Origin of the sequence: Streptomyces sp. NPDC002032 (genome assembly GCF_042890765.1) — a bacterium.
In the GTDB taxonomy this organism is placed as follows: Bacteria; Actinomycetota; Actinomycetes; order Streptomycetales; family Streptomycetaceae; genus Streptomyces.
Genome location: NZ_JBIASM010000008.1, coordinates 169315 through 196135 on the forward strand (window position 1 = coordinate 169315; position 26821 = coordinate 196135).

General features: G+C 73.1%; 26 protein-coding genes. 12 read left to right on the forward strand and 14 right to left on the reverse strand.

What is annotated here, in order from left to right; all coding sequences use genetic code 11:
* Positions 1-284: 284 nt before the first annotated feature.
* Positions 285-1601, forward strand: coding sequence for a CoA transferase (locus ACFYYT_RS20435; RefSeq protein WP_388608748.1), 1317 nt, complete (start codon positions 285-287; stop codon positions 1599-1601).
* A gap of 18 nt (positions 1602-1619) precedes the next feature.
* Here ACFYYT_RS20435 and ACFYYT_RS20440 read toward each other — a convergent pair whose 3' ends face one another.
* Positions 1620-2114, reverse strand: coding sequence for a GNAT family N-acetyltransferase (locus ACFYYT_RS20440; protein ID WP_351823785.1), 495 nt, complete (start codon positions 2112-2114; stop codon positions 1620-1622).
* 38 nt (positions 2115-2152) lie between these two features.
* Between ACFYYT_RS20440 and ACFYYT_RS20445 the strand changes: the two genes are divergently transcribed.
* On the forward strand, positions 2153-2956 hold the full coding sequence (locus ACFYYT_RS20445) for an exodeoxyribonuclease III (protein WP_351823782.1): 804 nt from the start codon (positions 2153-2155) through the stop codon (positions 2954-2956).
* Here the strand turns inward: ACFYYT_RS20445 and ACFYYT_RS20450 are convergent.
* Complete coding sequence (locus ACFYYT_RS20450) at positions 2938-3654, reverse strand: MerR family transcriptional regulator (protein WP_351823779.1); 717 nt, start codon at positions 3652-3654, stop codon at positions 2938-2940. The two genes, ACFYYT_RS20445 and ACFYYT_RS20450, sit on opposite strands and share 19 nt — an antisense overlap.
* Positions 3655-3803: 149 nt before the next feature.
* On the opposite strand from ACFYYT_RS20450, the gene ACFYYT_RS20455 reads away from it, so the two are divergent.
* The 4 genes from ACFYYT_RS20455 (at position 3804) to ACFYYT_RS20470 (ending at position 7582) form a co-directional block, all read left to right on the forward strand.
* The gene (locus ACFYYT_RS20455) at positions 3804-5450 is read left to right on the forward strand and encodes an NAD(P)/FAD-dependent oxidoreductase (RefSeq protein WP_351823879.1); all 1647 of its coding nucleotides are present in this window, start codon (positions 3804-3806) and stop codon (positions 5448-5450) included.
* Entirely contained in the window at positions 5447-6427 is a 981-nt protein-coding gene (locus tag ACFYYT_RS20460; RefSeq protein WP_351823776.1) for an alpha/beta hydrolase, read from the forward strand. Before ACFYYT_RS20455 ends, ACFYYT_RS20460 begins: the two co-directional genes overlap by 4 nt.
* Entirely contained in the window at positions 6424-7308 is an 885-nt protein-coding gene (locus tag ACFYYT_RS20465; protein WP_351823773.1) for an SDR family oxidoreductase, read from the forward strand. Before ACFYYT_RS20460 ends, ACFYYT_RS20465 begins: the two co-directional genes overlap by 4 nt.
* A 73-nt stretch (positions 7309-7381) precedes the next feature.
* Positions 7382-7582, forward strand: a complete 201-nt coding sequence (locus ACFYYT_RS20470) for a hypothetical protein (protein ID WP_351823771.1) — start codon at positions 7382-7384, stop codon at positions 7580-7582.
* A gap of 149 nt (positions 7583-7731) precedes the next feature.
* On the opposite strand, the gene ACFYYT_RS20475 is transcribed toward ACFYYT_RS20470, so the two are convergent.
* Positions 7732-11016 carry a S41 family peptidase gene (locus ACFYYT_RS20475; protein ID WP_351823768.1) on the reverse strand — a complete coding sequence of 1095 codons (3285 nt, stop codon included), beginning with the start codon at positions 11014-11016 and terminating at the stop codon, positions 7732-7734.
* Positions 11017-11197: 181 nt separating this feature from the next.
* Here ACFYYT_RS20475 and ACFYYT_RS20480 point away from each other — a divergent pair, with 181 nt between their 5' ends.
* Both ACFYYT_RS20480 and ACFYYT_RS20485 read left to right on the forward strand, forming a co-directional pair.
* Positions 11198-11776 (forward strand): TetR/AcrR family transcriptional regulator, encoded by a 579-nt coding sequence (locus ACFYYT_RS20480; protein WP_351823876.1) that lies wholly within the window; start codon positions 11198-11200, stop codon positions 11774-11776.
* A 170-nt stretch (positions 11777-11946) separates the two neighbouring features.
* Positions 11947-14145 carry an MMPL family transporter gene (locus tag ACFYYT_RS20485; RefSeq protein ID WP_351823765.1) on the forward strand — a complete coding sequence of 733 codons (2199 nt, stop codon included), beginning with the start codon at positions 11947-11949 and terminating at the stop codon, positions 14143-14145.
* 160 nt (positions 14146-14305) lie between these two features.
* Here the strand turns inward: ACFYYT_RS20485 and ACFYYT_RS20490 are convergent, their stop codons facing one another.
* Entirely contained in the window at positions 14306-14701 is a 396-nt protein-coding gene (locus ACFYYT_RS20490; RefSeq protein ID WP_351823762.1) for an SsgA family sporulation/cell division regulator, read from the reverse strand.
* Between the two features lie 176 nt (positions 14702-14877).
* Here ACFYYT_RS20490 and ACFYYT_RS20495 point away from each other — a divergent pair, with 176 nt between their 5' ends.
* Genes ACFYYT_RS20495 through ACFYYT_RS20510 form a run of 4 tightly spaced genes read left to right on the forward strand, consistent with a single transcriptional unit; the run spans position 14878 to position 18706 of the window.
* Complete coding sequence (locus ACFYYT_RS20495) at positions 14878-15939, forward strand: energy-coupling factor ABC transporter permease (RefSeq protein ID WP_351823759.1); 1062 nt, start codon at positions 14878-14880, stop codon at positions 15937-15939.
* A gap of 1 nt (position 15940) precedes the next feature.
* Positions 15941-16702 (forward strand): cobalt ECF transporter T component CbiQ, encoded by a 762-nt coding sequence (gene cbiQ / locus ACFYYT_RS20500; protein WP_351823756.1) that lies wholly within the window; start codon positions 15941-15943, stop codon positions 16700-16702.
* Complete coding sequence (locus ACFYYT_RS20505) at positions 16690-17496, forward strand: energy-coupling factor ABC transporter ATP-binding protein (protein WP_385323691.1); 807 nt, start codon at positions 16690-16692, stop codon at positions 17494-17496. Before cbiQ ends, ACFYYT_RS20505 begins: the two co-directional genes overlap by 13 nt.
* Positions 17497-17533: 37 nt before the next feature.
* On the forward strand, positions 17534-18706 hold the full coding sequence (locus tag ACFYYT_RS20510; RefSeq protein ID WP_385323695.1) for a serine hydrolase domain-containing protein: 1173 nt from the start codon (positions 17534-17536) through the stop codon (positions 18704-18706).
* On the opposite strand, the gene ACFYYT_RS20515 is transcribed toward ACFYYT_RS20510, so the two are convergent.
* The 10 genes from ACFYYT_RS20515 to ACFYYT_RS20560 form a co-directional block, all read right to left on the reverse strand.
* Positions 18703-19170: a YbaK/EbsC family protein gene (locus tag ACFYYT_RS20515; protein WP_351823747.1), complete on the reverse strand. Its 468-nt coding sequence runs from the start codon at positions 19168-19170 to the stop codon at positions 18703-18705. The genes ACFYYT_RS20510 and ACFYYT_RS20515 overlap by 4 nt on opposite strands.
* Positions 19171-19313: 143 nt before the next feature.
* Positions 19314-20951: a penicillin-binding transpeptidase domain-containing protein gene (locus ACFYYT_RS20520; RefSeq protein WP_351823744.1), complete on the reverse strand. Its 1638-nt coding sequence runs from the start codon at positions 20949-20951 to the stop codon at positions 19314-19316.
* Between the two features lie 165 nt (positions 20952-21116).
* Positions 21117-21251, reverse strand: a complete 135-nt coding sequence (locus ACFYYT_RS20525) for a hypothetical protein (protein WP_388608871.1) — start codon at positions 21249-21251, stop codon at positions 21117-21119.
* 45 nt (positions 21252-21296) lie between these two features.
* Complete coding sequence (locus tag ACFYYT_RS20530; RefSeq protein WP_351823741.1) at positions 21297-22532, reverse strand: site-specific integrase; 1236 nt, start codon at positions 22530-22532, stop codon at positions 21297-21299.
* A 72-nt stretch (positions 22533-22604) separates the two neighbouring features.
* Positions 22605-22799 carry a helix-turn-helix domain-containing protein gene (locus tag ACFYYT_RS20535; protein WP_351823738.1) on the reverse strand — a complete coding sequence of 65 codons (195 nt, stop codon included), beginning with the start codon at positions 22797-22799 and terminating at the stop codon, positions 22605-22607.
* Positions 22800-23072: 273 nt separating this feature from the next.
* The gene (locus ACFYYT_RS20540) at positions 23073-24227 is read right to left on the reverse strand and encodes a DUF3631 domain-containing protein (protein WP_351823735.1); all 1155 of its coding nucleotides are present in this window, start codon (positions 24225-24227) and stop codon (positions 23073-23075) included.
* Positions 24224-24535 carry a hypothetical protein gene (locus ACFYYT_RS20545; RefSeq protein WP_351823732.1) on the reverse strand — a complete coding sequence of 104 codons (312 nt, stop codon included), beginning with the start codon at positions 24533-24535 and terminating at the stop codon, positions 24224-24226. The genes ACFYYT_RS20540 and ACFYYT_RS20545 overlap by 4 nt, the downstream gene beginning before the upstream one ends.
* Positions 24532-25413, reverse strand: coding sequence for a bifunctional DNA primase/polymerase (locus ACFYYT_RS20550; protein WP_351823729.1), 882 nt, complete (start codon positions 25411-25413; stop codon positions 24532-24534). Before ACFYYT_RS20550 ends, ACFYYT_RS20545 begins: the two co-directional genes overlap by 4 nt.
* Positions 25410-26147 carry a DNA methylase gene (locus ACFYYT_RS20555; RefSeq protein WP_351823726.1) on the reverse strand — a complete coding sequence of 246 codons (738 nt, stop codon included), beginning with the start codon at positions 26145-26147 and terminating at the stop codon, positions 25410-25412. Before ACFYYT_RS20555 ends, ACFYYT_RS20550 begins: the two co-directional genes overlap by 4 nt.
* Before the next feature lie 71 nt (positions 26148-26218).
* Positions 26219-26716: a hypothetical protein gene (locus tag ACFYYT_RS20560; protein ID WP_388608759.1), complete on the reverse strand. Its 498-nt coding sequence runs from the start codon at positions 26714-26716 to the stop codon at positions 26219-26221.
* Positions 26717-26821 lie beyond the last annotated feature (105 nt).

Here is a 26821-nt window from a genome sequence, read left to right on the forward strand (position 1 = left end):
CTCGGCGTTTGTGGGACGCCTTCGAGGTGAGGTCCGAACGCGGGCGGCGCCTCGGGTGACTGCCTGGCAGAGGGGGGCCTGGGGTTCCGGGTGGTTCGGGTGCGTGACCGCATTGGCCTGCTTCGTTCCCGCGCCCCGGAAGACCCGATGCCGGTGACGCGTCCCGGTTCGACTGATTGCGTGTCGGGTGCAGGCGTGAACCGTCCGCCGGCGACACCGCGCGGGTTGCGTTCCGGGCCGCGCGTGAGCGCTCCGGAGGTGGCGGGCCGTCACATAATGGCCCGGTGGGCGGTGGTGACGGGGCGACAGGGCAGGCGTGGGTGGCGCTCGGCGGGGTGGGCGGGGATGCGGAGCGGGTGCGGTACCGGGGGCCCGGTGGGCTGGCCGGGCCGCTGCCGGTGCGGGAGTTGGCGCGGGCCAGTGTGGGGGTGTGCGCGCTCGCCGCGGCGGAGCTGGGGGCCGTGCGGGCCGGGGGCGGGCTGCGGGACGTGGGGCCGGTGGTGGTCGACGAGGGGGCCGTGGCGACCGCGTTCGTCAGCGAGCGGCACCTGCGGGTGCGGGGCCGGGCGCCGGTCTCCTTCGCGCCGCTGTCCGGCTTCTGGCAGGCCGCCGACGGGTGGGTGCGGACCCACGCCAACTACCCCCACCACGAAGCGGCGCTGGTGCGCGCGCTCGGAGTGCCGGGGACCCCGGAGGCCGTACGGGAGGCCCTCGCGGGGCTCGGCGCGGTGGAGGCGCAGGAGCGGGTCTACGACCGGGGCGGTCTCGCGGTCGCCGTGACCCGTGCGTACGGGGAGCCGCAGCCGCTGGTGGAGGTGGTGCGGGGGCCCGGGCTGGGGCGGGTGCCGGGGCCGGCGGAGCTGCCCGCGGCGGGGGTGCGGGTGCTGGACCTGACCCGGGTCATCGCCGGGCCGGTCGCGACCCGGACCCTGGGGGTGCTGGGCGCGGACGTGCTGCGGATCGACCCGCCGGGCCTGCCGGAGGCGGACGACGCGTACGCCGACACCGGCTTCGGGAAGCGCTCGGCGCTGCTGGACCTGGCGGGGGCGCGGGGCCGTGCGGTGCTGGAGGGGCTGCTCGACGAGGCCGACGTGGTGGTGTCGGGGTACCGGCCCGGGGCGCTGGAGCGGTTCGGGCTGGGCGGCCCGGAGCTGCTCGAACGGTGGCCGGGGCTGGTGGTGGCGGAGCTGTGCGCGTGGGGGTGGCGCGGGCCGTGGGCGGGGCGCCGGGGCTTCGACTCGCTCGTGCAGGCGGGGTACGGGATCGCCGCCGCGTGCGGTGAGGGCGGCCGGCCGGGGGTGCTGCCGGCGCAGGCGCTGGACCACGGGACGGGGTACCTGGTGGCGGCGGGGGTGCTGAGGGGGCTCGCGGGCGGGGGCGGGTGCCTGCTGAGGTTCTCCCTCGCGGGGACGGCGTCGTGGCTGGTACGGGACGTGCCGGGGGGCGGGGCGCCGGAGCCGGGGTACGCGGCGGGGCCGTGGCTGCGGGAGGTGGGGGCGTCGGGTTACGGGGGGTTGCGGTACGCCGCGAGTCCCCTGGGGGAGTGGCGGCGCGGGCCGTCGCGGTGGGGGTCGGACCGGGCCCGCTGGCTCCGCCCGTAGGGGAGCCGGCGGCGGGGCTCAGGGGTGGAGGGGCTTGGTCATGCAGCGGCTGGATTCGTGGTGGCGGTAGTAGCCGAACTTCTCCGACAGGGTGTAGCCCGAGGAGAGGTAGAGGGCGATCGCCTCCGGCTGCTGGTCTCCCGTCTCCAGGACCATGCGGGTGCGGCCCGCCGCGCGGGCGTCGGCTTCCAGTTCCGCGAGGATGCGGCGGGCCAGGCCCGTCCCCCGGGCGTGGGGGACCACGTACATGCGCTTGACCTCGGCGTCGCCGTCCGAGTAGCCCTCGTCGCTGTGGTCCTGGCGGCGCCAGGCCCCGCTGGCCACGGGGGCGCCGGTGGTGTCGTAGGCGAGGAGGTAGAGGCCGCAGGGCGGGAGGAACATCGCCGGGTCGAGGGCGGTCGCGTCGCCCTCGCCGTCGTAGCGCTTCTGGTACTCGACCTGGACCTGGGCTTCGAGCTCGGCCGCGTCCGGGTGGTCGTACGGTACGGAGCGGAGGTTTATACCGTGAGACATTCGAATATCGTACGGAAGCCTCCCGCTATGGTGCAGGGATGCTCACTGTGACCTCCGTGAATGTGAATGGGATCCGCGCCGCCGCCAAGAAGGGCTTCGTGGAGTGGCTCGCCGGATCCGACGCCGATGTCGTCTGCCTGCAGGAGGTGCGGGCCGAGGAGGGGCAGATTCCGGTGGAGGCCCGGGAGCCCGCGGGCTGGCACACCGTGTTCGCGCCGGCCGCCGCCAAGGGGCGGGCCGGGGTCGCGCTGTACACGCGGCGGGAGCCGGAGCGGGTACGGGTCGGGTTCGGGAGCGAGGAGTTCGACGCGAGCGGGCGCTACGTCGAGGCGGACCTGCCCGGGGTGACCGTCGCGAGCCTGTATCTGCCGTCGGGGGAGGCGGGGACCGCGAAGCAGGACGAGAAGTACCGTTTCATGGCGGAGTTCCTGCCCTACCTCCAGGGGCTGAAGGCGCGGGCCGCGGCCGACGGGCGCGAGGTCGTGGTGTGCGGCGACTGGAACATCTGCCACCGCGAGGCCGACCTCAAGAACTGGAAGACCAACCGGAAGAACGCCGGCTTCCTGCCCGAGGAGCGGGAGTGGCTGGGGAAGGTGTACGAGGAGGGCGGCTACGTGGACGTGGTGCGGGAGCTGCACCCGGACACCGAGGGGCCGTACTCCTGGTGGTCCTACCGCGGGCGGGCCTTCGACAACGACGCCGGCTGGCGCATCGACCTCCAGGTCGCGACCCCGGGGCTGGCCGGCCGGGCCGTGAAGGCCTTCGTCGAGCGTGCCGAGACGCACCCCGAGCGCTGGTCCGACCACGCGCCGGTGACCGTCGTCTACGAGCTCGGGGTCTGAGGGCCGCCGGTGGGGGGCCGCTTCTGGTGGAGGCGGTCCATCGCCATGGTGAGCTCCGCCTCGACCACGCTCTTGGCGAGCGGGCGCAGGCGGGTGACGGCGTCCTCGTCCCCGGTCAGGTGCGTGGTGAGCAGCTCGGTGAAGAGGGCGGCCAGGGCGTCCGCGTGCGCGCGGACCCGGCGGCCCGTCTCCAGGACGGCCGCCAGCGGTACGCCCTCGCGGACCAGGGCCGAGGAGACGTCCAGCAGGCGGCGGCTGACGTGCACGATCTCCTCGCCGTCGGTGGCGAGGTAGCCGAGGTCCAGGGAGGCCGCGAGGTTCTCGGGGGTGACCTCGCCCTCGAAGTAGTCGGCCAGGGCCTCGGGGGACAGCCGGACGGGGGTCTCCTCCGACCAGCCCATGCCGAGCAGCTCGCCGAGCTGGCCGACGTCGCGGCCCTGTTCGAAGGCGGCGGTCAGTTCGGCGATGCCGCCGAGGGTGTGGCCGCGTTCCAGGAGGGCGGCGATGGTGCGCAGCCGGGCGAGGTGCTGGTCGTCGTACCAGGCGATGCGGCCCTCGCGGCGCGGGGGCGGCAGGAGCTTGCGCTCGCGGTAGAAGCGCAGGGTGCGGACGGGTATGCCGGCCGCTTCGGCCAGTTCCTCCGTCCGGTATTCGCGCACTGTGCTTCCGGCCCCCGTCGTCCGTGTTTCTTCCGCCACACCCGCAGCCTAGGGCGTACCCGCGGTAACTTTCCGGCCGCGACCCCTACCCATGGGTACGGAGCTGCTCTACTCTCCCGATTGTGCCAGTGATTGCTGGCAGTGTTGCGGTGTGGTGGCTGGGACTGCGGAAGCGGAAGGCGGCGGGCATGGGCGGCATCGACGGCAATGGCGGCAAGGGCGCTCCGGGCGGCAAGGGAGCTCCGGGCGGGCGCGAGCACGTACGTGTGGCGGTGATCGGGTCCGGGTTCGGCGGGCTCGGGGCGGCCGTGCGGCTGCGGCGCGAGGGCATCACGGACTTCGTGGTCCTGGAACGGGCCGACTCGGTCGGCGGCACCTGGCGGGACAACAGCTATCCGGGATGCGCCTGCGACGTGCCGTCCCACCTGTACTCCTTCTCCTTCGCGCCCAATCCCGACTGGCCGCGCACCTTCTCCGGGCAGCCCGCCATCCGGGAGTACCTGGAACACGTCGCCGACACCTTCGGGCTGCGCCGGCACATCCGGCTCGGCCACGAGGTCGAGGTGATGCGGTGGGACGCGGACGAGCTGCGCTGGGAGATCGAGACCTCCGCCGGCCACCTCACCGCTGACGTCGTCGTCTCCGCCACCGGACCGCTCTCCGACCCGAAGATGCCCGAGATCCCCGGGCTCGCGGAATTCCCCGGCAAGGTCTTCCACTCGGCGCGCTGGGACCACGACTACGACCTGCGCGGCAAGCGCGTCGCCATGATCGGGACCGGCGCCTCCGCCATCCAGATCGTGCCCGCCATCGCGCCCGAGGTGGAGCGGCTCACGCTGTTCCAGCGCACCCCGCCGTGGGTCATGCCGCGCACCGACCGGGCCATCAGCACCGCCGAGCGCTGGCTGCACCGGCAGCTGCCCTTCACCCGGGCGGCGCGGCGCGGGCTGCTCTGGGGGATCCGCGAGCTCCAGGTCAGCGCCTTCACCAAGCGGCCGGGCCAGCTGGGGCTGGTGGAGTCCCTCGCCAAGGCCAACATGGCGCGCTCGATCAAGGACCCGGCGCTGCGGGCCAAGCTGACGCCCTCGTACCGGATCGGCTGCAAGCGGATCCTGCTCTCCAGCGAGTACTACCCGGCGCTCGCCCGGCCGGACGTGGACCTGGTCGCCTCGGGCCTGGCGGAGATCCGCGGCTCGGTGCTCGTCGCCGCCGACGGGACCGAGACCGAGGTGGACGCCATCATCTTCGGCACCGGCTTCCACGTCACGGACATGCCGATCGCCGACCGGGTCGTGGGCGCCGACGGCAAGACGCTGGCCGACGCCTGGAAGGACGGGATGCAGGCGCTGCGCGGGGCGACCGCCGCCGGCTTCCCCAACTGGATGACGATCATCGGACCCAACACCGGCCTCGGGAACAGCTCGATGATCCTGATGATCGAATCGCAGCTGAACTACATGGCCGACTACCTGCGCCAGCTCGGCGTCCTGGGCGGGCGGGCGGCGCTCGCGGCCCGGCCCTCCGCCGTCAACCGGTGGAACCGGCACGTCCAGGCCCGGATGGAGCGGACCGTGTGGAACACCGGCGGCTGCACGAGCTGGTACCTGGACGCCCAGGGCCGCAACACCACCGTCTGGCCGGGCACGACCGGCGAGTTCCGCAAGGAGACGCGGACCGTCGACCTGTCCGAGTACGAGGTCGTGCGCGTCCGGGAGAAGGAGCGCGAGCCGGTTCCGGCGAAGGCGGTTCCCGCAGAGCCGGTTCCCGCCGGGCCGGACCGGGGCGAGCCGGTCACCGCCGAGGCGGACCGGGGCGCCGGGCGGGGGGCGGCATGAGCGGGCCGGCGTACGTCACCAGCGGGCGGTACGCGCCCCCCGTCCCGGCCCGCACGCTGCACGCGGTCTCCGCCGACGGCTCCCGGCTGTACGTGGAGGTGCACGGCGCCGAGGGGGCGCCGGCCGTGGTGCTGGCCCACGGCTGGACCTGCTCCACCGCCTTCTGGGCGGCCCAGATCCGGGAGCTGGCCCGGGACCACCGGGTCGTCGCCTACGACCAGCGCGGCCACGGCCGCAGCCCGGCCGGCGGCCGCGACTACAGCACCGCCGGGCTCGCCGACGACCTGGCCGCCGTGCTGGGGGCCACCCTCGCCCCCGGCGAGCGGGCCGTCCTCGCCGGGCACTCCATGGGCGGCATGACGGTGATGGCCGCCGCCGGACGCCCCGAGTTCGCCGAGCACGCCGCGGCGGCCCTGCTGTGCAGCACCGGCAGCTCGGGACTGGTCGCGGGGGCGACCGTACTGCCGATGCGCGCCGGGCGCGCGAGGACCCGTATGACCCGCGCGGTACTGGGGGCGCGCGCCCCCCTCGGGCCGGTCACGCCCGCGGCGCGCGCCGTGCTCCGGTACGCCACCATGGGCCCGGGCTCCGCGCCGGACCGGGTCGAGGCCTGCGCCCGGATCGTCCACGGCTGCCCGGCGCCGGTCCGCCACGCCTGGTCGAAGGTGCTGGCCGGGCTGGACCTGGACGCCGGACTGGGCCGGCTGACCATACCCACCGCCGTGATCGGCGGCCGGGACGACCGGCTCACCCCACTGGCGCACGCCCGCCGGCTCGCGGCCGCGCTGCCGCACTGCGTCGGGCTCACCGAACTCACCGGCGTGGGGCACATGAGCCCGGTGGAGGCGCCCGAGGCCGTCACGCGTGCCATCCGCGAGCTCACGTCACGGTATCTACAAGTCGACAGCAGCGGGCAGTCCCGGACCGGGAACGGGACCGGGAACGAGAGCGGGAACGAGAAGGAGAAGACCGCGTGAGTGCTCACAGGAATCTGGACGGCCAGGTCGCCGTCGTCACCGGCGCCGCCCGCGGGGTCGGCGAACTGCTCGCCCGCAAGCTCTCGGCGCGCGGCGCGAAGGTGGCGCTCGTCGGCCTGGAGCCCGAGGCCCTCAAGGAGGTCTCCGAGCGACTGCACACCGACAGCGCCCACTGGTACGCCGACGTCACCGACCACGAGGCGATGGCCCGGGTCGCGCGGGAGGTCAAGGAGCGGTTCGGGAAGGTCGACATCGTCGTCGCCAACGCGGGCGTCGCCGCCGGCGGGCCGTTCGCGGACTCCGACCCCGAGGCCTGGCGCCGGGTGATCGAGGTCAACCTGATCGGTGGGGCCGTCACCGCCCGCGCCTTCCTGCCCGTCCTGACCGAGAGCCGCGGCTACTTCCTCCAGATCGCCTCGCTCGCCGCGATCACCCCCGCACCGATGATGACGGCGTACTGCGCCTCGAAGTCGGGCGTCGAGGCGTTCGCGCACTGCCTGCGCGCCGAGGTCGGCTACAAGGGCGTCAAGGTGGGCGTCGGCTACCTGTCCTGGACCGACACCGACATGGTGCGCGGCGCCGACGAGAACGAGGTCATGCGGGAACTGCGCAAGCGGCTGCCGTGGCCCTCGAACCGGACCTACCCGCTCGGGCCCGCCGTCGACCGCATCGTGGCCGGCATCGAACGCCGCTCGCCGCACGTGTACGCGCAGTGGTGGCTGCGTGGGATGCAGGGCGTGCGGGGCTACCTGCCGGGGATCATCGCGACCGTCGGGCAGCGGGAGATGAAGCGCTTCGAGCCGCGGCTGGCGAGCGTCTCGAAGGGGCTCGTGGGCGCGGGCGGGGCGGCGGACGAGCAGGAAAGGTCCCGGCGCGTCTAGTCGGAATGCGAGGAATGTCCATGCGTGCCAGGCTGATCGGGCCAAGCCCCACACCCCTTTCAGGAGGCACAGCATGGGTCTGAAGGATCAGTTCCAGGCGAAGGCGAAACAGCTGGCGGAGCGGGCCGAGACCGCCGGGACCGCCGAGCGGGACGAGCGGGACGAGGTGTCCGTGCGCGTCGCGCAGGCCGGGCCGGCCGCCGCGCGCCCGCAGGGGCCGCAGACGGTCCGCGAGGCGTTCGACGACGGTTTCGGCGACGGTTTCGATAAGTGACGCACGTGATGTGAAGCGATTGATTGGATCGATGTGAGGGGCCCGGTCGGTGGACCGGGCCCCTTCCGTCTTCCGTCCCTGGTGCCGGTGAACGGCTGCCGGGGCTGCCGGGGCCACCGCGCCTGCCGGGGCCACCGCGCCTGCCGGGGCTACCGCGGCGGCAGCTTCGGGCGGCGGCGGTCCGGCACGTCGGTGTAGCCGGGGGGCACGGCGGCCGGGTCCTGCTCCAGCAGTTCCAGCGCCAGGTGCACGGCGTCGTCCAGCTGCGCGTGCCGGCCCTCCGCCCAGTCGAGCGGGGTGCGCAGGATCGCCAGGTCCGGCTCGACGCCGTGGTTCTCCACCGACCAGCCGTACTCCGGGAACCAGGCGGCGTTCATCGGCACGGTGATGACGGTGCCGTCGCCGAGGGTGTGGCGGCCGGTCATCCCGACCACCCCGCCCCAGGTGCGCTGGCCCACCACCGGGCCCAGGCCCAGCAGTTTGAACGCGGCGGTGATCATGTCCCCGTCGGAGGAGGTCGCCTCGTCGGCCAGTGCGACGATCGGACCGCGCGGGGCGTTGGAGGCGTAGGAGACGGGCTGGGCGTTGCGGGTCAGGTCCCAGCCGAGGATCGAGCGGGTGAGCTTCTCGATGACGAGTTCGCTGATGTGGCCGCCGGCGTTGCCGCGTACGTCGACGATCAGGGCGGGCCGGGAGACCTCCAGGCGCAGGTCGCGGTTGAACTGGGCCCAGCCGGAGCCGCCCATGTCGGGGATGTGCAGGTAGCCGCAGCGGCCTCCGCTGATCTCGCGGACCACGGCGCGGCGCTTGGAGACCCAGTCCTGGTAGCGCAGGGGCCGTTCGTCGACGAGGGGGACGATGGCGACGCGCCGGGCCCGCCCCTCGCCCTCGGCGGGCCGGAAGGTGAGTTCGACGGTGGTGCCCCCGGCCGCCGCGAGCAGGGGGTAGGGGCCGCAGACCGGGTCGACGGGCCGGCCGTCGACGTGGGTGAGGACGGCGCCCTCGCGGATGCCGGTGCCGGCGAGCGGGGAGCGGGCCTTGGAGTCGGAGGACTCGCCGGGCAGGATCCGCGAGAGGGCCCAGTCGCCGTCGCGGTGCACCAGGTTGGCGCCGAGCAGGCCGATGGCCCGCTGGTAGTGGGGCGGGCCCTCGTTGCGGCGGGCGGGGGAGACGTAGGCGTGGGAGGTGCCGAGCTCGCCGAGGACCTCGCGCAGCAGGTCGGCGAACTCGTCGGGGGAGGCGACGCGTTCGACCAGGGGGCGGTACTGGCGCAGCACGCCGTCCCAGTCGATGCCGCACATGTCCGGTTCCCAGAAGTAGGCGCGGATGATGCGTCCGGCCTCCTCGAAGGCCTGGCGCCATTCGGCGGCCGGGTCGACCTCGTGCAGGATGCGCCGCAGGTCGAGGTAGACGGTGGAGTCGCCGTCGCCGGATTCGGTGGAGGGGACCGCGCGCAGGTCCCCGTCGTCGTTGAGGACGAGCCGGGTGCCGTCGCCGCTGGCCGCGAACCAGTCGAGTCCGGAGGCCAGTTCGCTCTTGCGGGCCTTGGTGATGTCGAAGTGTTCCAGCGTGGGCTTGCCGCTGGTGTCGGCGGGGTTGGCGAAGGTCTCGCCGAGGGCGCCGGAGATGGGCCAGCGCAGCCAGACCAGGCCGCCGCCGTGCACCGGGTGGAGGGCGGAGTACTTGGACGCGGAGACGGGGAAGGGGGTGACTCGGCTCTCCAGGCCCTCGACCTCGACGGTGACCGAGCCGTCGCCCTCGCCGGATTCCCCTTCGACGGGGTCGAGTCCGCCCGCGGCGGGGCGGCCGTCGGCGGAGAGGGCGAAGGGGGAGGGGGTGGCCGAGGAGAGCGGCACCAGGTAGGGGCGGCAGCCGAGGGGGAAGGACAGGTCGCCGGTGTGGACGTCGTAGACGGGGTCGAATCCGCGCCAGGACAGGAAGGCGAGGTAGCGGCCGTCGCGGGTGAAGACGGGGTTCTCGTCCTCGAAGCGGCCGTTGGTGACGTCGACGACGACGCGGGCGCCGGGGCCGGAGATGCGGGCCATCTTGATCTGCCGCAGGGAGCGTCCGATGCCGGGGTGGGACCAGGTCAGCCAGCAGCCGTCGGGGGAGAAGGCGAGGTCGGTGACGGGCCCGTTGACGGACCGGATCAGCTCGGTGACCTCCCCGTTGGACTCCTCCGTCGCGTCGAGGAGGAGCAGCCGGCCGTCGTTGGAGGCGATGGCGAGGCGTTCCCCGTCCGGGTCGGACAGCAGTTCCAGTACGCGGCCCAGCTCACCGGAGGCGAGCCGGCGCGGCTCGCGGTCGCCGGAGGCGCGGGGCAGGTAGGCGATCTCGATCGCGTCCTCGCCCTCGGCGTCGGTGACGTAGGCGACCTGGCCGCCGCTGCCGAGCATCTCGGGCAGCCGGACCCGTACGCCGGGGGTGTCGGCGATGGTGCGGGCCGGGCCGTCGCGGTGGGTGAGCCAGTACAGGCTTCCGCGCACCACGACGGCGCTGGCGCGGCCGGTGGAGTCGACGGAGAGGGAGTCGACGTTGCTGGCGGCCGGGACCTGGTACGTACGCCGTCCCGCGCGGGGGCCGCCGAGGCGGACCTCCAGCTTGCGGGGGACGGAGTCCGGGGCGAGGGAGTCCACCAGCCAGAGGTCGCCCGCGCACTGGTAGACGACGCGGGCGCCGTCGCTGGAGGCGTGCCGGGCGTAGAACTCGTCGTGGTCGGTGTGGCGGCGCAGGCCGGTGCCGTCGGGGAGGCAGGAGTAGAGGTTGCCGATGCCCTCGTGGTCGGAGAGGAAGGCGATCCGGCCGTCCACGAACATGGGCGAGTCGAGGTGGCCCTCGATGTGCTCCAGCAGCCGCTGCCCGTGCAGCCACAGCCGGCCGGTGGCGCCGCCGCGGTAGCGCTTCCAGGCGGCGGGTTCGTGCGGGGGCTTGCCGGTGAGCAGCAGGCTGCGGCGTTCGCCACCGGGGCCGTCGGGGGAGTGGACGGCGATGTCGGAGACCGGGCCCCAGGGGAGCCGGCCGCCGGGGCTGCCGTCGGTGGGCAGGCTGTAGGCCCAGGCGAAGTAGGAGAAGGGCTGGCCGTGCGAGGACACGGCGAGGATGTCGCTGCGGCCCTCCTCGTCGGGCGGGGTCCAGCCGCAGACGCGGGTGTCGGTGGCGCCCCAGTAGGTGAGGCGGCGGGCGGGGCCGCCGTCGACGGGGGCGAGGTGGATCTCGGGGTCGAGGCTGCGCCAGGTGGTGAAGGCGATGTGCCGCCCGTCGGGGGAGAAGCGGGGGTGGCCGACCCTGGTCCGGTCGACGGTGATCCGCCAGGCGCGGCCGGGTTCCCGGCCGTCGGGGGCCAGCGGGGCGACCCAGAGGTCGTCCTCGGTGGCGAAACACAGCAGGTCGTCGTGCAGGTGCGGGAAACGGAGGTACGCGACGTCGTGACTCACCCCCCAATGCTTTCCGCGGCGGGGGGGTGCGGCAACTCGTACACGTGATCCATGCCACTGCCCTATCGAAACGGAACGGTTTCGTTTCGCTAGCGGGGGCGGTATGGTCGGTGGAGTACGAAACGGTTTCGTTCCGATGGGGGTGCTCATGATGAAGGGAAGCTGCCGGGTGACCGACGTGATGTCGGCCCGGCGCAGCCGGATCACCCCCGAACGCGAGGCCGAACTCCACGGGGCGGTCCTCGACCTCCTGCGCGAGGTCGGTTACGAGGCGCTGACCATGGACGCGGTCGCCGCCCGTACGAAGTCCAGCAAGGCCACCCTCTACCGCCAGTGGGGGAGCAAGCCGGAGCTGGTCGCCCAGGCCCTGCGGTGTACCCAGCCGGTCTCCCTGAGGGAGATCGACACGGGCACCCTGCGCGGGGACTTCGCCCTCATGATCGAGCGTTCCGACGACGCGCAGATGGCCAAGGACACCGCGCTGATGCGGGGTCTGGCCCATGCCGTGCACGAGAGCCCGGAACTGCACCGGGCGCTGCGGGACCTGCTGGTGGACCCCGAGCTCAACGGTCTCCAGGAGATGCTCGGGCGAGCGGTGGAGCGGGGGGAGATCCGGCCGGACTGTCCGGCGCTGGATTTCGTGCCGCACATGCTCATCGGGGCGTTCATCGCGCTCCCGCTGATCGAGGACCGGTCCGTGGACCGGGCCTTCCTCGGCCAGTTCGTCGATGCCGTGGTGTTCCCCGCCCTCGGCATCTGATCCGGTTCCGTTTTCGTTTCCGTACGCGCTCGCACCACCTCTCCCCGCACCACCTCTCCCCGCACCGCCTTCCCGCTGTTCCTGACACGCCGCTCTCGTCGTCGGGCCGGCTTTTGACGCCCTGATCCGTCCCGGATCCATCCCACGACCTGAAACGGGAGAACCACGACGTGGCCACCTTCCTCTACCGGCTCGGCCGAGGTGCCTTCAGGCGCCGCGGCCTCGTCGCCCTCGTCTGGGTGGCGCTGCTGTTCGCCGCGGGCTTCGGCGCCGCGACCGCCTCGGCGCCCACCTCCGGCTCGTTCTCGATACCCGGCACGGAGGCCCAGAAGGCCTTCGACCTGCTGGACAAGAAGTTCCCGGGCATGGCCGCCGACGGCGCGACCGCCCGCATCGTCGTCAAGGCCCCGGCGGGCGCCAAGGTCACCGACCCGGCGCCCAAGGCCGAGGTCGAGAAGCTCATCTCCGGCCTGAAGGGCGGCGCGGGCGCGGCCCAGATCGCCAGCGTCGACGACCCGTACCAGACGAAGGCGGTGAGCCAGGACGGCTCCACCACCTACGTCAGCGTGAAGTACAAGGTCAGCGGGATGGAGCTGAAGGACGGCACCCGCGAGGCGCTGAAGGAATCCGGCCACGACGCGCAGCGGGCCGGGCTCCAGGTCGAGATCGGCGGCGACGCGCTGATGGAGGCCCCCGAGACCGGCTCCGGCGAGGTCATCGGCATCATGATCGCCGCGATCGTCCTCGTCATCACCTTCGGTTCGCTGATCGCGGCCGGACTGCCGCTGCTGACCGCGCTGATCGGCGTGGGCATCGGCGTCTCCTCCATCACCGCGCTCGCCAACGTGCTGGACCTCGGCTCCACCACCTCCACCCTCGCGATGATGATCGGCCTCGCGGTCGGCATCGACTACGCGCTCTTCATCGTCTCCCGCTACCGCGCGGAGCTCGCCGAGGGCCGCGAACGCGACGAGGCCGCCGGCCGGGCCGCCGGAACCGCCGGTTCCGCCGTGGTCTTCGCCGGTCTGACCGTGGTCATCGCCCTGGTGGGCCTGGCCGTCGTCAACATCCCGATGCTGACCAAGATGGGTGTCGCCGCCGCCGGAACGGTGGTCATCGCGGTACTCGTCGCCCTCACCCTGGTCCCGGCCATCCTCGGCTTCGCGGGCAAGAAGGTGCTGCCCGCCGGTACGAAGAGCAAGCTGTTCGGCAAGGGCAAGCCGGCCGGCACCGAGCCCAGGGCCAACGGCGGCACCCGCTGGGCCCGCTTCGTGCTGCGCCGTCCGGTCATGGTCCTGCTGGCCGGTGTCATCGGCCTCGGCGCCATCGCGATTCCGGCGAGCAAGCTGGAGATGGGCCTGCCGGACGACGGCTCCAAGCCCGTCTCCACCAGCCAGCGCAAGGCGTACGACCTGCTGTCCGAGGGCTTCGGCCCCGGCTTCAACGGCCCGCTGATGGTGGTCGTCGACGGCGACAAGGCGCTCGCCGACCGGACCGCCGAGCGGATCAAGGGCCTGGACGGGGTGGCGGCCGTGATGCCGCCGGTCCAGAACGAGGCCAAGGACGCCGCGATCGTCAGCGTCATCCCGAAGGACCGTCCGTCCTCCGTCGAGACCGAGAACCTCGTCCACTCGATCCGCGAGGGCAACGGCAAGGACGTGTTCGTCAGCGGCCAGACCGCGATGAACATCGACTTCTCGCAGAAGATGAACGACGCGCTGCTGCCCTACCTGGCGCTCGTGGTCGGCCTCGCCTTCCTGCTGCTGATGCTGGTCTTCCGCTCGGTCCTGGTGCCGCTCAAGGCGGCCCTCGGCTTCCTGCTCTCCGTGGTCGCCGCCCTCGGCGCGGTCGTCGCGGTCTTCCAGTGGGGCTGGCTCGGCTCGCTGTTCGGCGTGGAGCAGACCGGTCCGATCATGTCGATGATGCCGATCTTCATGGTCGGCGTGGTCTTCGGCCTGGCCATGGACTACGAGGTCTTCCTGGTCACCCGGATGCGCGAGGCGTACGTACACGGTGAGCGCCCGGGGCAGGCCGTGGTGACCGGCTTCCAGTACAGCGCCCGCGTGGTCGTGGCCGCCGCCGTCATCATGATCGCCGTCTTCTCCGGCTTCCTCGGGGCCAGCGACGCGATGGTGAAGATGATCGGCTTCGGTCTGGCCGTCGCCGTCCTCTTCGACGCCTTCGTGGTCCGCATGGCCATCGTCCCGGCGGTGCTGGCGCTGCTCGGGCACAAGGCCTGGTGGCTGCCGAAGTGGCTCGACCGGATCCTGCCGAACGTGGACGTGGAGGGCGAGAGCCTGCGCAAGCACCTCGGCGACTCCGGCTCCGCCGAGGGACCGGACAAGGACCGCGAGCTGGTCAACGCCTGACCCGGGAGCCCCGGATCCCCCGAACGGGGGATCCGGCTCCGCTCGGCCCCCGGCCCCGCACCTGGAACCTCAGGTGCGGGGCCGGGGGGCGTTCGGCGGGGCGTTCGGTGGCGGGGCCGTCCGGCCGGTGGCCGGGGAGTCCGGTGTCCGGGGCGGCCGGCTAGGCCGGCCGGGTGGCGGTGGCGTACGTACGGCGCAGGAAACGGCGGAGCGCGGCGATGTCGAACTGGATGACGGCGACCCCCTCGGGGGAGTGGAACTCGACCACCGCCTGCACCCGGCCGCACGGCCAGACGCGTACGTCCCCGGTCCCCGTCGGCGCCGACAGGCCCGCCTCCAGGAGGGCGCGGGGGAAGACCCACTCGTTGTCGGTGTCCTCGGGGGAGAGTTCCGCCGGGAAGACGACGCGGACGGCGAGCGGCTCCGCGGAGGTGAAGCGCAGCGCGACCGGGATGGCCCGGTAGAGGGGGTCGTCGCTGATCACGCGGGCGCGCACGCGCTCCTCGACGGCGGTCGCGGTCACGGTCGCTGGGGGATTCTCGGCGGTGGCTGACATCGACCAGACTCCTCGAATTCGGAACATATGAGTCCGTTTGTCCGTCCAGCCTCGCACATTCCGACGAAAGTGCGAGGCACTATTTGTGACGCGACCGCTCTTGCCAACCGTTTGCAACTGGGCACTATTCTTGAACGGTTAAAGACTTAGTGAGGAAGAGGAAGCGGAGCCGCTCCATGCATGTGCCCGACGGATTCATCAACGCACCCGTCTCGGTGGCCGCCGGAGCAGTGGCCGCCACCGCCGTCGCGGTCAGCCTGCGCGGCGCCCGCCGCGAGCTCGACGAGCGCACCGCCCCGCTGGCCGGCCTCGTCGCCGCCTTCATCTTCGCCGTGCAGATGCTGAACTTCCCGGTCGCCGCCGGCACCAGCGGCCACCTCCTCGGCGGCGCGCTCGCCGCCATACTCGTCGGCCCCTACACCGGCGTGCTCTGCGTCTCCGTCGTCCTGCTCATGCAGGGCATCCTCTTCGCCGACGGCGGCCTGACCGCCCTCGGCGTCAACATCTCCAACATGGCCGTCGTCACCGTCGTCGTCGCCTACGCCGTCTTCCGCGGGCTCCTCAAGGTGCTGCCCGCCGGCCGGCGCTCGGTCACCGTCGCCGCCTTCGCCGGAGCCCTGCTCTCGGTGCCCGGCGCGGCCGTCATGTTCACCCTCTTCTACGCCCTCGGCGGGACCACCGACGTCTCCCTCGGCAAGGTGTTCACGGCGATGGTCGGCGTACACGTCCTCATCGGCATCGGCGAAGCCGTCATCACCGCCGCGACCGTCGGCGCCGTCATCGCCGTCCGGCCCGACCTGGTGCACGGCGCCCGCGGCCTCGCCGTCCCGCTGAAGCTGCGCGTGGACGGCGAGCTCGTCGACGCCCCCGCGCCCACCCCGGCCGCCGTGCCCGCCGCCGCCCGCTCCACCCGCGCCGTGTGGGCGACCGGACTGGTCACCGCCCTGGTCCTGGCCGGCTTCGTCTCCTACTACGCCTCCTCCAGCCCCGACGGCCTGGAGAAGGTCGCCGCCGACAAGGGCATCGACGCCAAGGCCGAGGAGCACGCCGCCGCCGGCTCCCCGCTCGCCGACTACAGCGTCAAGGACGTCTCCGACGCCCGCCTCTCCGGCGGCCTCGCCGGAGTCATCGGCGTCGGCGCGACCGTCCTCGTCGGCACCGGCGTCTTCTGGACCGTGCGCCGCCGCCGCGCGCAGGACCTGACCGCCACCTCCACGGCCGCCCCCGCGGCCCGCTGACATGGGAGCCGGCCACGCGCACAAGCTCTACCGGCACGGGCACTCGCCCGTCCACGAGCTGCCACCGCACTGCAAGATCGCCGCGACCTTCGCGTTCGTGGTCGTCGTCGTCTCCACCCCGCGCGAGGCGATGTGGGCCTTCGGCCTGTACGCCGTCCTCCTCGCGGCCGTCGCCGCGGCCGCCCGCGTCCCCGCCGGCTTCCTGCTGCGCCGGCTGCTGATCGAGGTGCCGTTCGTGGCCTTCGCCGTCCTGATGCCCTTCGTCGCCGAGGGCGAGCACGTACGGGTCCTCGGGCTGTCCCTGAGCGTCCCCGGCCTGTGGGGCGCCTGGAACGTGCTGGCCAAGGGCACCCTCGGCGTGGCCGCCTCCGTCCTGCTCGCCTCCACCACCGAACTGCGCGCCCTGCTCCTGGGACTCCAGCGGCTCAAACTGCCGCCGCTGCTCGTCCAGATCGCCTCCTTCATGATCCGCTACGGGGACGTGATCACCGACGAGCTGCGCCGGATGTCCATCGCCCGCCGCTCGCGCGGGTTCGAGGCCCGGGGCGTGCGCCACTGGGGCGTCCTCGCCAAAACCGCCGGAGCCCTCTTCATCCGCTCCTACGAGCGCGGCGAACGCGTCTACCTCGCGATGGTCAGCCGCGGCTACGCCGGCTCTATGCCGGTGATCGACCACGTCACGGCCAGCCGCGCCCAGTGGGCGTACGCGGCCGTGCTCCCGGTGACGGCCCTCGCCGTCTGTCTGATGGGATGGACGCTGTGACCGCTCCCTCCGCCCCCGCCCCCCGCGACCGCTCCGCCGCCGCCCCCTCCCTGGAGGTGTCCGGCGTCGCCTACGCCTACCCCGACGGGCACCAGGCGCTCTTCGGCGTCGACCTCACCGTCGGCGCCGGCGAACGGGTCGCCCTGCTCGGCCCCAACGGCGCCGGCAAGACCACCCTGGTCCTCCATCTCAACGGCATCCTCGGCGGCGGCGTCGGCACCGTGACCGTCGCCGGACTGCCCGTGGAGAAGCGCAACCTCGCCGAGATCCGCCGCCGCGTCGGCATCGTCTTCCAGGACCCCGACGACCAGCTCTTCATGCCGACCGTCCGCGAGGACGTCGCCTTCGGCCCGGCCGCCGCCGGGCTGCGCGGCGCCGAACTGGAGGCGCGGGTCCGCGAGGCCCTCGAACAGGTCGGCATGGAGGCCTTCGCCGACCGGCCGCCGCACCACCTCTCCTTCGGGCAGCGCCGCCGGGTCGCGGTGGCCACCGTCCTCGCGATGCGGCCCGAGATCCTCGTCCTGGACGAGCCCTCCTCCAACCTGGACCCCGCCTCCCGGCGCGAGCTGGCCGACATCCTGCGCTCGCTGGAGGTCACCGTGCTGATGGTGACCCACGACCTGCCGTACGCGCTGGAGCTCTGCCCCCGCTCGGTCATCCTCAGCGAAGGCGTCATCGCCGCCGACGGGCCCACCCGCGACCTGCTGTGCGACGAGGCGCTGATGGGCGCCCACCGGCTGGAACTGCCCTACGGCTTCGACCCGCGCCGGGTCGCGGAGCGGCACCCGGCCTAGGGCGGGGCGGCATAAGTGCCGGTCAGCGGTTGTTGGGCTGGTCGTGGACATCCAGGGTGCGGTGAACGAGGGCTACGAGCCCGTCAGGGACGCCTTCGCGCGGAACTTCGAGGTGCTCGGCGACCGGGGAGCGGCCGTCGCCGTGTACCGGGACGGCCGCAAGGTCGTCGACCTGTGGGCCGGCACCAAGGACGCGAACGGCTCCGAGCCCTGGACCGCCGACACCGCCCAGATCGTGCGTTCCGCCACCAAGGGCGTGGCCGCCGCCGTGGCGCTGCTGCTGCAGCAGCGGGGGCTGCTCGACCTGGACGCGCCCGTGGCCTCGTACTGGCCGGAGTTCAAGGCGGGCGGCAAGGACCGGACCCTGGTCCGCCACCTGCTCGCCCACCAGGCGGGCGTGCCCGCCCTGGACCGGGGCCTGACCGTGGCGCAGGCCGCCGACGGAGTCTCCGGGGCCCGCGCGGTGGCCGCCCAGCGGGCCTTCTGGGAGCCCGGCACCGCCCACGGCTACCACGCCCAGACCTTCAGCTGGCTGCTGTCCGAGCTGGTCCTGCGGGCCACCGGCCGCACCGTCGGCGGGATCCTGGCCGAGGAGATCGCCGAGCCGCTGGGCCTGGACTTCTGGATCGGCCTCCCGGAGGGCGAGGAGCACCGGGTGGGCCGGGTGGCGCCGGTCGAGCCGCCGGCGGGGGCGGGACTGCTGAAGACCCGGCCCAGGAGAAACGTTTCGGAGGCCTACGCCGACCCGGAGTCCCTCACCCGCCGCGCGTTCGCCGCCATCGACCCGCTGCCCGACGAGAACGACCCCGCCTACCGGGCCGCGGAACTCCCCGCCTCCGCGGGCATCGGCACCGCCCGTGCGCTGGCCCGCTTCTACGCGGCCACGATCGGGGTGGTCGAGGACGGGGCCCGGATCTTCACCCCGGCGACGACCGCGCTGGCGGGCACCGAGTTCGCGGCCGGCGCCGACCGGGTGCTGGTCGTGGGCACCCGCTTCGGCCCCGGCTACATGTTGCACGGCCCCGCCTCCCCGCTGCTCTCCCCGGCCTCCTTCGGACACCCGGGGCGCGGCGGCTCGCTGGCCTTCGCGGACCCGGAGGCCGGCGTCGGCTTCGGCTACGTCACCAACGCCCACGCCAAGTCGGTCACCGCCGACCCGCGCGCCCAGTCCCTGGTCCGCGCCCTGCGCGGCTGCCTGGCGGACGCCTAGCGCTCCCGTACGTCGGCCAGCACGGCGCCGGCGTAGCCGATCAGCTCGCGCGGGGCCATCGGGAACACCGTGTGCGGGGTGCCGGCCGCGGCCCACACCACCTCGTGCTCCAGCAGGCCCCGGTCGGCCAGCACCGTGGTCCGGGTGCGGTGGCCGAACGGCGGGACGCCGCCGATGGCGTAGCCGGTGGTCTCCCGGACGAGCGCGGCGTCGGCGCGGGTGACTTTCGCGGCGCCGAGTTGACGGCGGACGGCCTCGACGTCGACGCGGGAGGCGCCGTCCATGAGGACCAGGACCGGGACACCGTCCGCGGCGAAGATCAGCGACTTGACGATCTGGCCGAGCTCGCAGCCGATCGCCGTGGCGGCGTCGGCGGCGGTGCGGGTGCCTTCGGGGAAGGTGCGGACGGTGACCTCGATGCCGAGTTCGGCGGTGGCCCTGGTGAAGAGGGTGCTGGTCGTCATACGGCCGACGCTAGCGCCGCGCCCCCGCGGCGGGCGAGCGGTTTCCCCGGCGACAGGAGCCGGCACCGGCGCCCGGCCCCGGCGCCCGGCGCCGGCGGCGTGAAGCCGGGCGGGCGCGCCGGGGCCGGGGCGCGGCGGGTGCGTCAGGAGGTGAGGACCTGGGCGACGATCGGGCCCGCCGCGTCCGCGCCGTGGCCGCCGCCCTCGACCATCGCGGCGGCCGCGACGTCGCCGCTGAAGCCGGTGAACCAGCTGTCCGGGCTGGCCGCGCCGTCGACCTCCGCCGAGCCCGTCTTCGCGCCCTTGTCGGAGCCGCCGACCGAGGACATCGCCGAGGCCGCCGTACCGCTCGTGGCGGTCTGCCGCATCATCTTGACCAGCTGCGCCGAGACCCCCGGCGCCAGCGGGCGGGCGGCCGTGGCCAGCGGGCGTCCGTCCAGGGAGGCCTTCACGAGCACCGGCTGGCGGAACACCCCGGAGCGGGCCGTCGCCGTGATGGAGGCGATGTTCAGCGGGTTCATCCGGATCGCGCCCTGCCCGATGTACTCCGCGGCCGCCGCCGGTCCCGAGGTCACCGGCACCGAGCCGTCCTGCGAGGGGATGCCGGTCTTCCAGTCCAGCCCGATGCCGAAGGCGTCCTTCGCCACCGCCGGCAGCGCGCCGTTGTCCTTCACGTCGTCGATGAGGCTGATGAAGGCGGTGTTGCAGGACTTGGCGAAGCTGTGGGAGAAGGGCTGCCCCTGCGAGGAGAAGCCGTCCTGGTTGCGGAAGACCTTGCCCTCCCAGGAGGCGCTCGCCGGACACTGCGCCGGGCGGTCCGCCGCGACGAGTCCCTTCTCCAGCAGCATCGCCGCCGTCACGATCTTCATCGTCGAGCCGGGGGCCCGGCCGCCCTGCATCGCCGCGTTGAAGCCGTCGCGGCGGTGGTTGGCCACCGCGAGGATGTTGCCCGTGCTCGGCTGGACGGCGACGACGGAGGCCTCGGCGCGCCCGGCCACCGCCTTCTCGGCGGCGGCCTGCACGTCGGCGTCCAGGACGGTCTCGATCTGCCCCGCCTTGCCCTCGGCCAGGGTCATCAGCGTCCGCTTGGGGGCGTCGGCGGCGGCGGGTTCGACCCACAGCTCCACGCCCGGCGTGCCGCCGGCCTTCTCCCCGTACGTCTTGCGCAGCGCCTCCAGCACCGGCCCCAGCGAGGGGTACCGCTCGGCCGTGAGCTCCTTGCCGTGCCGCTCGACGGCCTTCACGGGCGGGCTGGCCGGGGTGCCCGCGCGCAGCCGGTCGCCCTGCTGGAGCTGCGGGTGGATCACCGAGGGCTGCCAGTCGACGAGGGCCTTGCCGGTGCTGACGCCGCGCACGACGGTCAGCTGGGAGTCATAGACGAGGGGCTTGGCCGTGCCCTGGTAGGAGATCTCGGCCTCGACCTTGAACGGCACGGTGGCGCCGTTCGGCGTGCCGGGGGTGATGACGGCCTTCGACACGTACGCCTTGGCCTTGTAGTCGGCCACCGCCGTCTGCGCGGCCTGCGCGTTGTTCGTCAGGTCCGCAGCCGCGCGGTCGTCGCCGGACGCCCACGCGGCCAGGAAGGCCCGCGCGGTGTCGGCCGCCTCCCCGCCGGTGACGGGCCCGCTCGTCTTCTGCGCCGACCGGGCGGTGCCGGCCGGCTCGCCCGCCCCGCCGCCGTCGCCGGCGTCCCCGACGAGGCTGTAGACCCCGTATCCGGCCCCGCCGACCATCGCGAGAAACACCCCGCCGACGATGGCACCCTTCGCCGCCCCGTTCATGCGTTCCCTCCCCAGGAACCCCCGTTCTCTGAACATGTTCAAAGAACTCCTGGTGTGGACCTTACGCTGCGCGAGTGCGACATCACCCTGTTGTTACCGGAACGGGATGTCGTACGCGTCACACACCGAACGGTCCCGGACGGCCCCGGACGGTCCCGGCCGCCGCTAGATCCAGGTGTCCAGCCACATGCGGCCGCGCCAGGAGTCCATCGGGAGGGTGCCGCCCGTGTAGATGGGCCAGAAGTAGATGAAGTCCCGTGGCCTCGGGCAGCTTGGCCCCCTGACCAGCCAATACGTCACCAACAACGGTGCCCAAGAGGTCACTGGGCCGTCTCTGGGCCGTGATCATGGTCCGGAGCGGCCTTTGAAGAGTCCGTCCACGGCCTTCCTTGTCCTGCCCTCGCTGCTCGGCATCAGGTGCGTGTATGTCCGGAGGGTGAAGCCCGGGTCGGCATGCCCCAGGTACTGGCTCAGGGCGCGGATGTTCTCGCCGGCGTCCAGCAGGACGGACGCGTAGAAGTGGCGCAGGGCGTGCATGCCGTGCTGAGGGGCGGACGCGAACCGCTCACCGTCCTTGGCCGGAGGGATGATTCCGGCGAGGGCGAGAGCGGGCTTCCACATGTGATCGTTGAAGTGGCTCACCCGGACGAACGTCCGGCTCGGACTGGGGAAGATGAGCGACTTCGTCACCGGAGGACCGTCTGGCGTCCGCCAGGGCAGGGTGACCTCCACCGGAGGGTGGAGCTTGGAGTGCGCGTGCAGCTCAGCCGCCACCGACCCCGGGAGAGGGACGGAGCGTGCCTTCGCGCCCTTCGGAGGGGCGAAGACGTACTTCCCGCGGATGCGCTTGAGCTGGTGCTCCACCCGGAGCCAGGCGCTCTCGTAGTCGATCTCGTCCTCGGACAGCCCGAACACCTCACCCTGACGAAGGCCGCACCCGGCGGCGATGTCGACGGCGGCGCGCAGGTGTCGGGGCAACTCGGCCCGAACCGCAAGTACCTGGGTGGTGGTCCACGGCGTCACGCGCGGCGGGGCGGGCTTCGGTACCTGCACGGACCGGGCCCGGCACGGGTTCTTGGACAGGAGCCCGTCATCGACGGCGGCGCCGAATGCGGCACTGACCGTGCCGAAGATGATCCGACGATGCGAGGAGGCGGGGACGTTCTCCTCCAACTCGCCCAGCCAGGTCCGGATGTGACCCGGCTGGAACGACGGCATGGGGCGGGAGCCGATGTACGGATAGGCGTGCAGCCTCAGCCGGCGCTCGGCCGCCTCACGGCTGTTGATCTCCGTGGTGTGGGTCTTCACCCACTTCTCGGCAAACTGGCGAAAGGTGATGCGGTTCGCGCGCGGGTCGATGTACTGCCCCCGGGACATGTCGGCCGCCGTTTCGTTCAGCCACATCTCGGCAAGCCGCTTCTGCTTGTCCGGGAAGGACTTGCTCTTCTCGGTGCCATCCGGGCCGACGTACCGGGCGCGGTAGCGGGCCCCGGTGCCGTGCCGGTCGCTCTTGACCCGGACCGGTTTTCCCTCGGGGCCGGGTTCGGTCTTGTACCAGCGGTCTTGGATGTGGCCTGCCACGTTGGGCCTTTCTGGGGAAGCGCCGAGGGCGGGCCCGGGATGGGCCCGCCCTCGGCGGTGATGATGGTGGGGTCAGGCGGCCTGGCAGATGTCCTTGCGCTTCTGCTCGGCGATCCAGTCGTAGACGTCGGCGGGGTCGTAGCGGGTGTGCTTGCCGACGCGGAATCCGGGCGGGCCGGTGCGCTTCTTGCGCCACTGGTAGAGGGTCTCGACGGGTACGTCGAGGAGTTCGGCGACGGCTTCGGGCTTGAGGTAGCGGTTCGGCAAGCTGGGCAGGGTGCTCTCCTCGATCCGGTGCGGGCTCGGGTTCTCTCTCAGATGTCCGCTACCTCCGCTACTCCGCTACCGCGCAGGTCAGGGACGGTGTTTCGGTAGCGGAGGAGGTAGCGGTAGCGGATGAGTGCCGCGACCGGGCCCTGGGTGGTGCGGGGCCCGGTTGTGGGTGGGGTAGCGATCTTTTGCCGCTACCTCAGGGTTTGCCGCTACCTCCGGCAGGGCTCTGACCTGCGGGGTAGCGGAGGTAGCGGCAGTAGCGGACTTCTAGGAACCGGGGGGCGGGCAGTACCGGATCCAGGCGTCGGCGAGGTCGGCGGCGTAGTAGCCCTTGAGGACGGCGCCGGCGCTCTTGATGTTCCGGGCGACGACGGGCTTGTTGTCGACGGTCATGTACTCGCGAAGGATTCGGGCGAGGCTCCGGGCGTCGAGGGGTCGGCCGTCCATGTCGCCCCAGGGGGCTTCGTCCAGGGAGCGGAGCTGTTCGAGGACGGCGGCGGTGGGCAAGCGGGGGATGTCTCCGAAGACGTGGTCGCGCAGGTCGGTGAGGAGGCGGATGCCGAGGCTGGCCTTGTCGTCGCTCTGGGCGGCGTTGACCAGTTCCAGGCAGGCGGCGCGGGCCCGCTCGGGCCAGTCCCCGCCGGCCGCGTCCGCGACGGCGAGGAGGGGCTCCCACACGTCGGCGGGTCGGTCGGTGACGCCGTCGGGCATCACGGGGAAGGCGCCCATGAGCCGCTCGCGAACGTTGTCGGCCCAGGTGGCGAGCCGCTCCCGCAGGGCGTTTCCCTCGGCGGTGTGCAGGCGGGCCCGGAAGGGTTCGACGCGCTCGTTGCGGGCCCTGCGGCGCATGCGGATGACGACGGAGCGGGTCAGGATCGTGTCGGGCAGGTTCCCCAGTCCGGCGACGGCGAGCGCGCAGTACGAGGGGAACGCGACGACCGACTGGTTGCCGGCGCCGTCGCTGACGCACCGGTAGGTGACGCCGGAGCGGCGGTGCCCGGCGTTGATGAACCCGCGGAGTTCCTCGTTCTCCCCGGCCTTGGGGCCGAAGACGGTGTCGATCTCGTCGAACAGGATCGTCGGCCGTCCCTCACCGCCGGAGACGGCCCGGAAGAGCGCGGCCGGGGAGGCGTTGACCGCCACCATCGGGGCGGGAACGAGGGTCTCCACGATCTCCAGCGCGCGGGACTTCCCCGATCCCGGTTCCGGGGAGAGGAACGCGATCCGCGGGGTGGCGTCGAAGGCGTCGAGGAGGTGCGCGTGCGCGTCCCACAGCACGACCGCGACGTAGGCGGCCTCGTTGGGGAAGACGTTGAAGCGGCGGTGGAAAGCCTCCACCGCGTCGAGGACGGCCGCGCCCTCCGGCGTCTGCTCCGGGGCCTCGGCGTCGGCGGGGGCGGGGTGGACAGCGGTGAGAGTCATGCGGCGGCACTCCTGTCGTCGGCCCGCAGGGGGCAGGTGGTGCGGTGAAGGTCGTGGTCGGCGATCAGGGCGAGAGCGCGGGCCTGGCCCGCGGCGAAGAGGTCCCGCCCGCAGGCGCAACACGAGCGGACGGACGGGGTCACCCCGCGGCCGGGGGCGGCGATGTGGAGCCAGGCGACGGGGCGGCGCCCGTCGTCCCAGTTCAGGTCAGGGCGAAGGGATGAAGGGACGCCTTCGGCGACGACCTTCGGCGCCCCACGCCGGTCGGGGGCAGAGGCTGGTTCGGCGGAGCGGGGGCCGGTGGTCACGATGCCCTCACCGCCGCCATGGCGAATCCGCGGGAGACGGCGCGTTCGGCATAGGCCTGGGGCACACCGACGGCAACGGCCGCCGAGACGATCTGGTCCCCGAGGGCGTCCAGCGCGCAGGGGCCGGGGCACGCGGTGTGCTGGTTGGCGAGGAAGCGGGCGACGCCGTACGCGGTGCTGCCGGCGCCTTCCTCGCGGCAGGTGGCGATCCGGGTGAGGCCCCGGGTCAGGCCGGTTCGGACGAAGGTGTCGTTGTGGCGGCAGCCGGTGGCCACGGAACGGTCCCAGGTGGCGCGGGCCGGAGACGAAGAGTCCACCTCCGCGCGAGGGGCCGGGGTGGACTCTTCCCTGACGACCAGCGTTCGCACGACGTCCGGCAGGAGCGTGATGGGGCCGGTGCCGGGTCCGTACCAGCGGACGTATTGCATGAGCGACTTGATGTCGACGCCGGACCTGACCTTGTTCGCGGACTGCATGGCGCCCCGGTAGATCCAGTGTTCCCCGCGCGTCGTGGCCACGACCTTGGTGGCGGGGAGGTTCTGCCGGGCCCAGGCCACGGCGTCGGCGTGGTCGAGGTCCACGACGGTGAGGCGGGCCCCGCCGGGGTGGTAGGCGACCGCTCGCGCCTCCCGCCAGGCCCGGTCCCACCACGGGGAGGTCAGAACGGCCGGGTCCGTGGTCGCGGCCGCCCAGCCGTGGCACGGGGCCGGGCACTGGCACGGCCCGGCGGCCTTCATGTGCGGGCGGTCGCCGCAGAAGCTGCCGGTGCAGGCCGGGCAGTTCCCTACGGGGAGCTTGCCCTCGCGCAGAGGCATGGAGGGCAAGCCAAGCTCGGCGAGCCAGAGCGCGGTCCGAAGGTGCCCCGCCGTAATGCTCATGCGGCCACCGCCCCGAGCTGGGTGCGGGCGAGGAAGGCGCGCCCGAGCCACTCGGAGTAGGCGGGCGGGATGGCCTCGGTCAGTTCCTCGCGGACGTCGGTCCAGTCGATGCCCATGGCCTGCTGCATCTCGGGGATGGTGGCCTTGCCGCCGCCGGCGCCGTAGGCGGCGACGTAGGGGCCATCGCGATAGACGCCGTGGCGCCAACCCCGGACGTAGCCGCGGTGCTTGATGTGTCGGGGCTGGGCGGCCGTCCAGCCCCCGAGCTCGAAGTTGCGGTGGCGCAGGCCGCCGCGGCCGAACATCTCGCCGCAGAGGGTGATGTCCTTGCGCACGTCGGCCTTGCCGTCGGGCTGCTCGATCACGTACGGCAGGCCGGACGCGTCGAGGAGCTCGCGGGTGGGGGCGACGAGGTCTTTGTGGGTGCCGCCCCAGCCGCGGGACCGGTTGGTGCCCACGGTCAGCGCGCAGTCGTTCTGGCAAGGCGGGGAGGCGGAGATGGCCGAGTACGCGGCGATCTCCCCGGACGCGATCAGCGAGGCGAGGACGGTGAGGGCGTCGCCCTGGCGGAACGCGAAGGGGTATCGGGCCGAGCGGTCGACGTTGTCGACGCCCTCGACCGTGAACCCGGCCCGGTGGTAGCCCATGGCGGCGCCACCGGCGCAGCAGAACAGATCCAGCAGTAAGGGCCGAGAACCGGCGTGGGCTCGCGGGATGTAGGTGCTGTGGGTCATGCTGGATTCCTCCAGTGGTAGCTGGAAGAAGGCGGCCCGCTCTCGTCAAAGCCCGGGCCGCCTTCGGCGTGTCAGCGGTTGTTGAGGGTGCCGGTGCCGGTGGCGCGGCCGAACATCCCGGCGGCGGTGATGTTCTGGGTGACGTGCTGGACCGGCGCGGTGCCGTGTCCGGTCCGGCCGTGTGTGGTGCGCAGGAGGAGCGGGGCCAGGGCGCCGGCGGCGATGAGGGCGACGGCGGCCCAGAGGGCGTGGGCCATGGCGAGGACTCCGGGGGCGGCGTAGGAGATCCCGAACCCGGCGGCGGCGATGCCGCCGCCGAGGGTCGGGGCGAGGAGCGCGGCGGTCTTCGCCCAGGCCGGGATCGGCTGTCCGGCCGCCGCGGGCACGGGCGCCGGGGTGCCCGGCTGGGTGTAGGCGAGGGTGCGGAAGCCGTTGGGGAGGGTGACCATCTCGACGCCGGGCGGGAGTTCGGCGGGCCACATCTGCGGCTGCTGGATGGTGGTGGGGTGATAGACCGGGTCGCCGTAGCGGCCGGGCTGGGGGGTGCTCGTACGGGTGGGTTCATGCACGACGGGGCTCCCTGGTGAGCGCGGGGACCGCACCACACCTCAACGTTGAGGTGTGGTGCGGTCCCCGCGGGGCTTGTCGTCTGGCTTGCCGTGCCGCTTGTCGCC

Bases quoted from the DNA above. Each gene is read 5' to 3' on its own strand.
- cbiQ (WP_351823756.1), top strand. From the start codon at position 15,941: ATGGGAGCCGGCCACGCGCACAAGCTCTACCGGCACGGGCACTCGCCC.
- ACFYYT_RS20550 (WP_351823729.1), bottom strand. From the start codon at position 25,413: ATGAGCATTACGGCGGGGCACCTTCGGACCGCGCTCTGGCTCGCCGAG.
- ACFYYT_RS20515 (WP_351823747.1), bottom strand. From the start codon at position 19,170: ATGACGACCAGCACCCTCTTCACCAGGGCCACCGCCGAACTCGGCATC.
- ACFYYT_RS20480 (WP_351823876.1), top strand. From the start codon at position 11,198: ATGTCGGCCCGGCGCAGCCGGATCACCCCCGAACGCGAGGCCGAACTC.
- ACFYYT_RS20495 (WP_351823759.1), top strand. From the start codon at position 14,878: ATGCATGTGCCCGACGGATTCATCAACGCACCCGTCTCGGTGGCCGCC.
- ACFYYT_RS20445 (WP_351823782.1), top strand. From the start codon at position 2,153: ATGCTCACTGTGACCTCCGTGAATGTGAATGGGATCCGCGCCGCCGCC.
- ACFYYT_RS20540 (WP_351823735.1), bottom strand. From the start codon at position 24,227: ATGACTCTCACCGCTGTCCACCCCGCCCCCGCCGACGCCGAGGCCCCG.
- ACFYYT_RS20460 (WP_351823776.1), top strand. From the start codon at position 5,447: ATGAGCGGGCCGGCGTACGTCACCAGCGGGCGGTACGCGCCCCCCGTC.
- ACFYYT_RS20505 (WP_385323691.1), top strand. From the start codon at position 16,690: ATGGACGCTGTGACCGCTCCCTCCGCCCCCGCCCCCCGCGACCGCTCC.
- ACFYYT_RS20440 (WP_351823785.1), bottom strand. From the start codon at position 2,114: ATGTCTCACGGTATAAACCTCCGCTCCGTACCGTACGACCACCCGGAC.
- ACFYYT_RS20470 (WP_351823771.1), top strand. From the start codon at position 7,382: ATGGGTCTGAAGGATCAGTTCCAGGCGAAGGCGAAACAGCTGGCGGAG.
- ACFYYT_RS20520 (WP_351823744.1), bottom strand. From the start codon at position 20,951: ATGAACGGGGCGGCGAAGGGTGCCATCGTCGGCGGGGTGTTTCTCGCG.
- ACFYYT_RS20455 (WP_351823879.1), top strand. From the start codon at position 3,804: ATGGGCGGCATCGACGGCAATGGCGGCAAGGGCGCTCCGGGCGGCAAG.
- ACFYYT_RS20490 (WP_351823762.1), bottom strand. From the start codon at position 14,701: ATGTCAGCCACCGCCGAGAATCCCCCAGCGACCGTGACCGCGACCGCC.
- ACFYYT_RS20555 (WP_351823726.1), bottom strand. From the start codon at position 26,147: ATGACCCACAGCACCTACATCCCGCGAGCCCACGCCGGTTCTCGGCCC.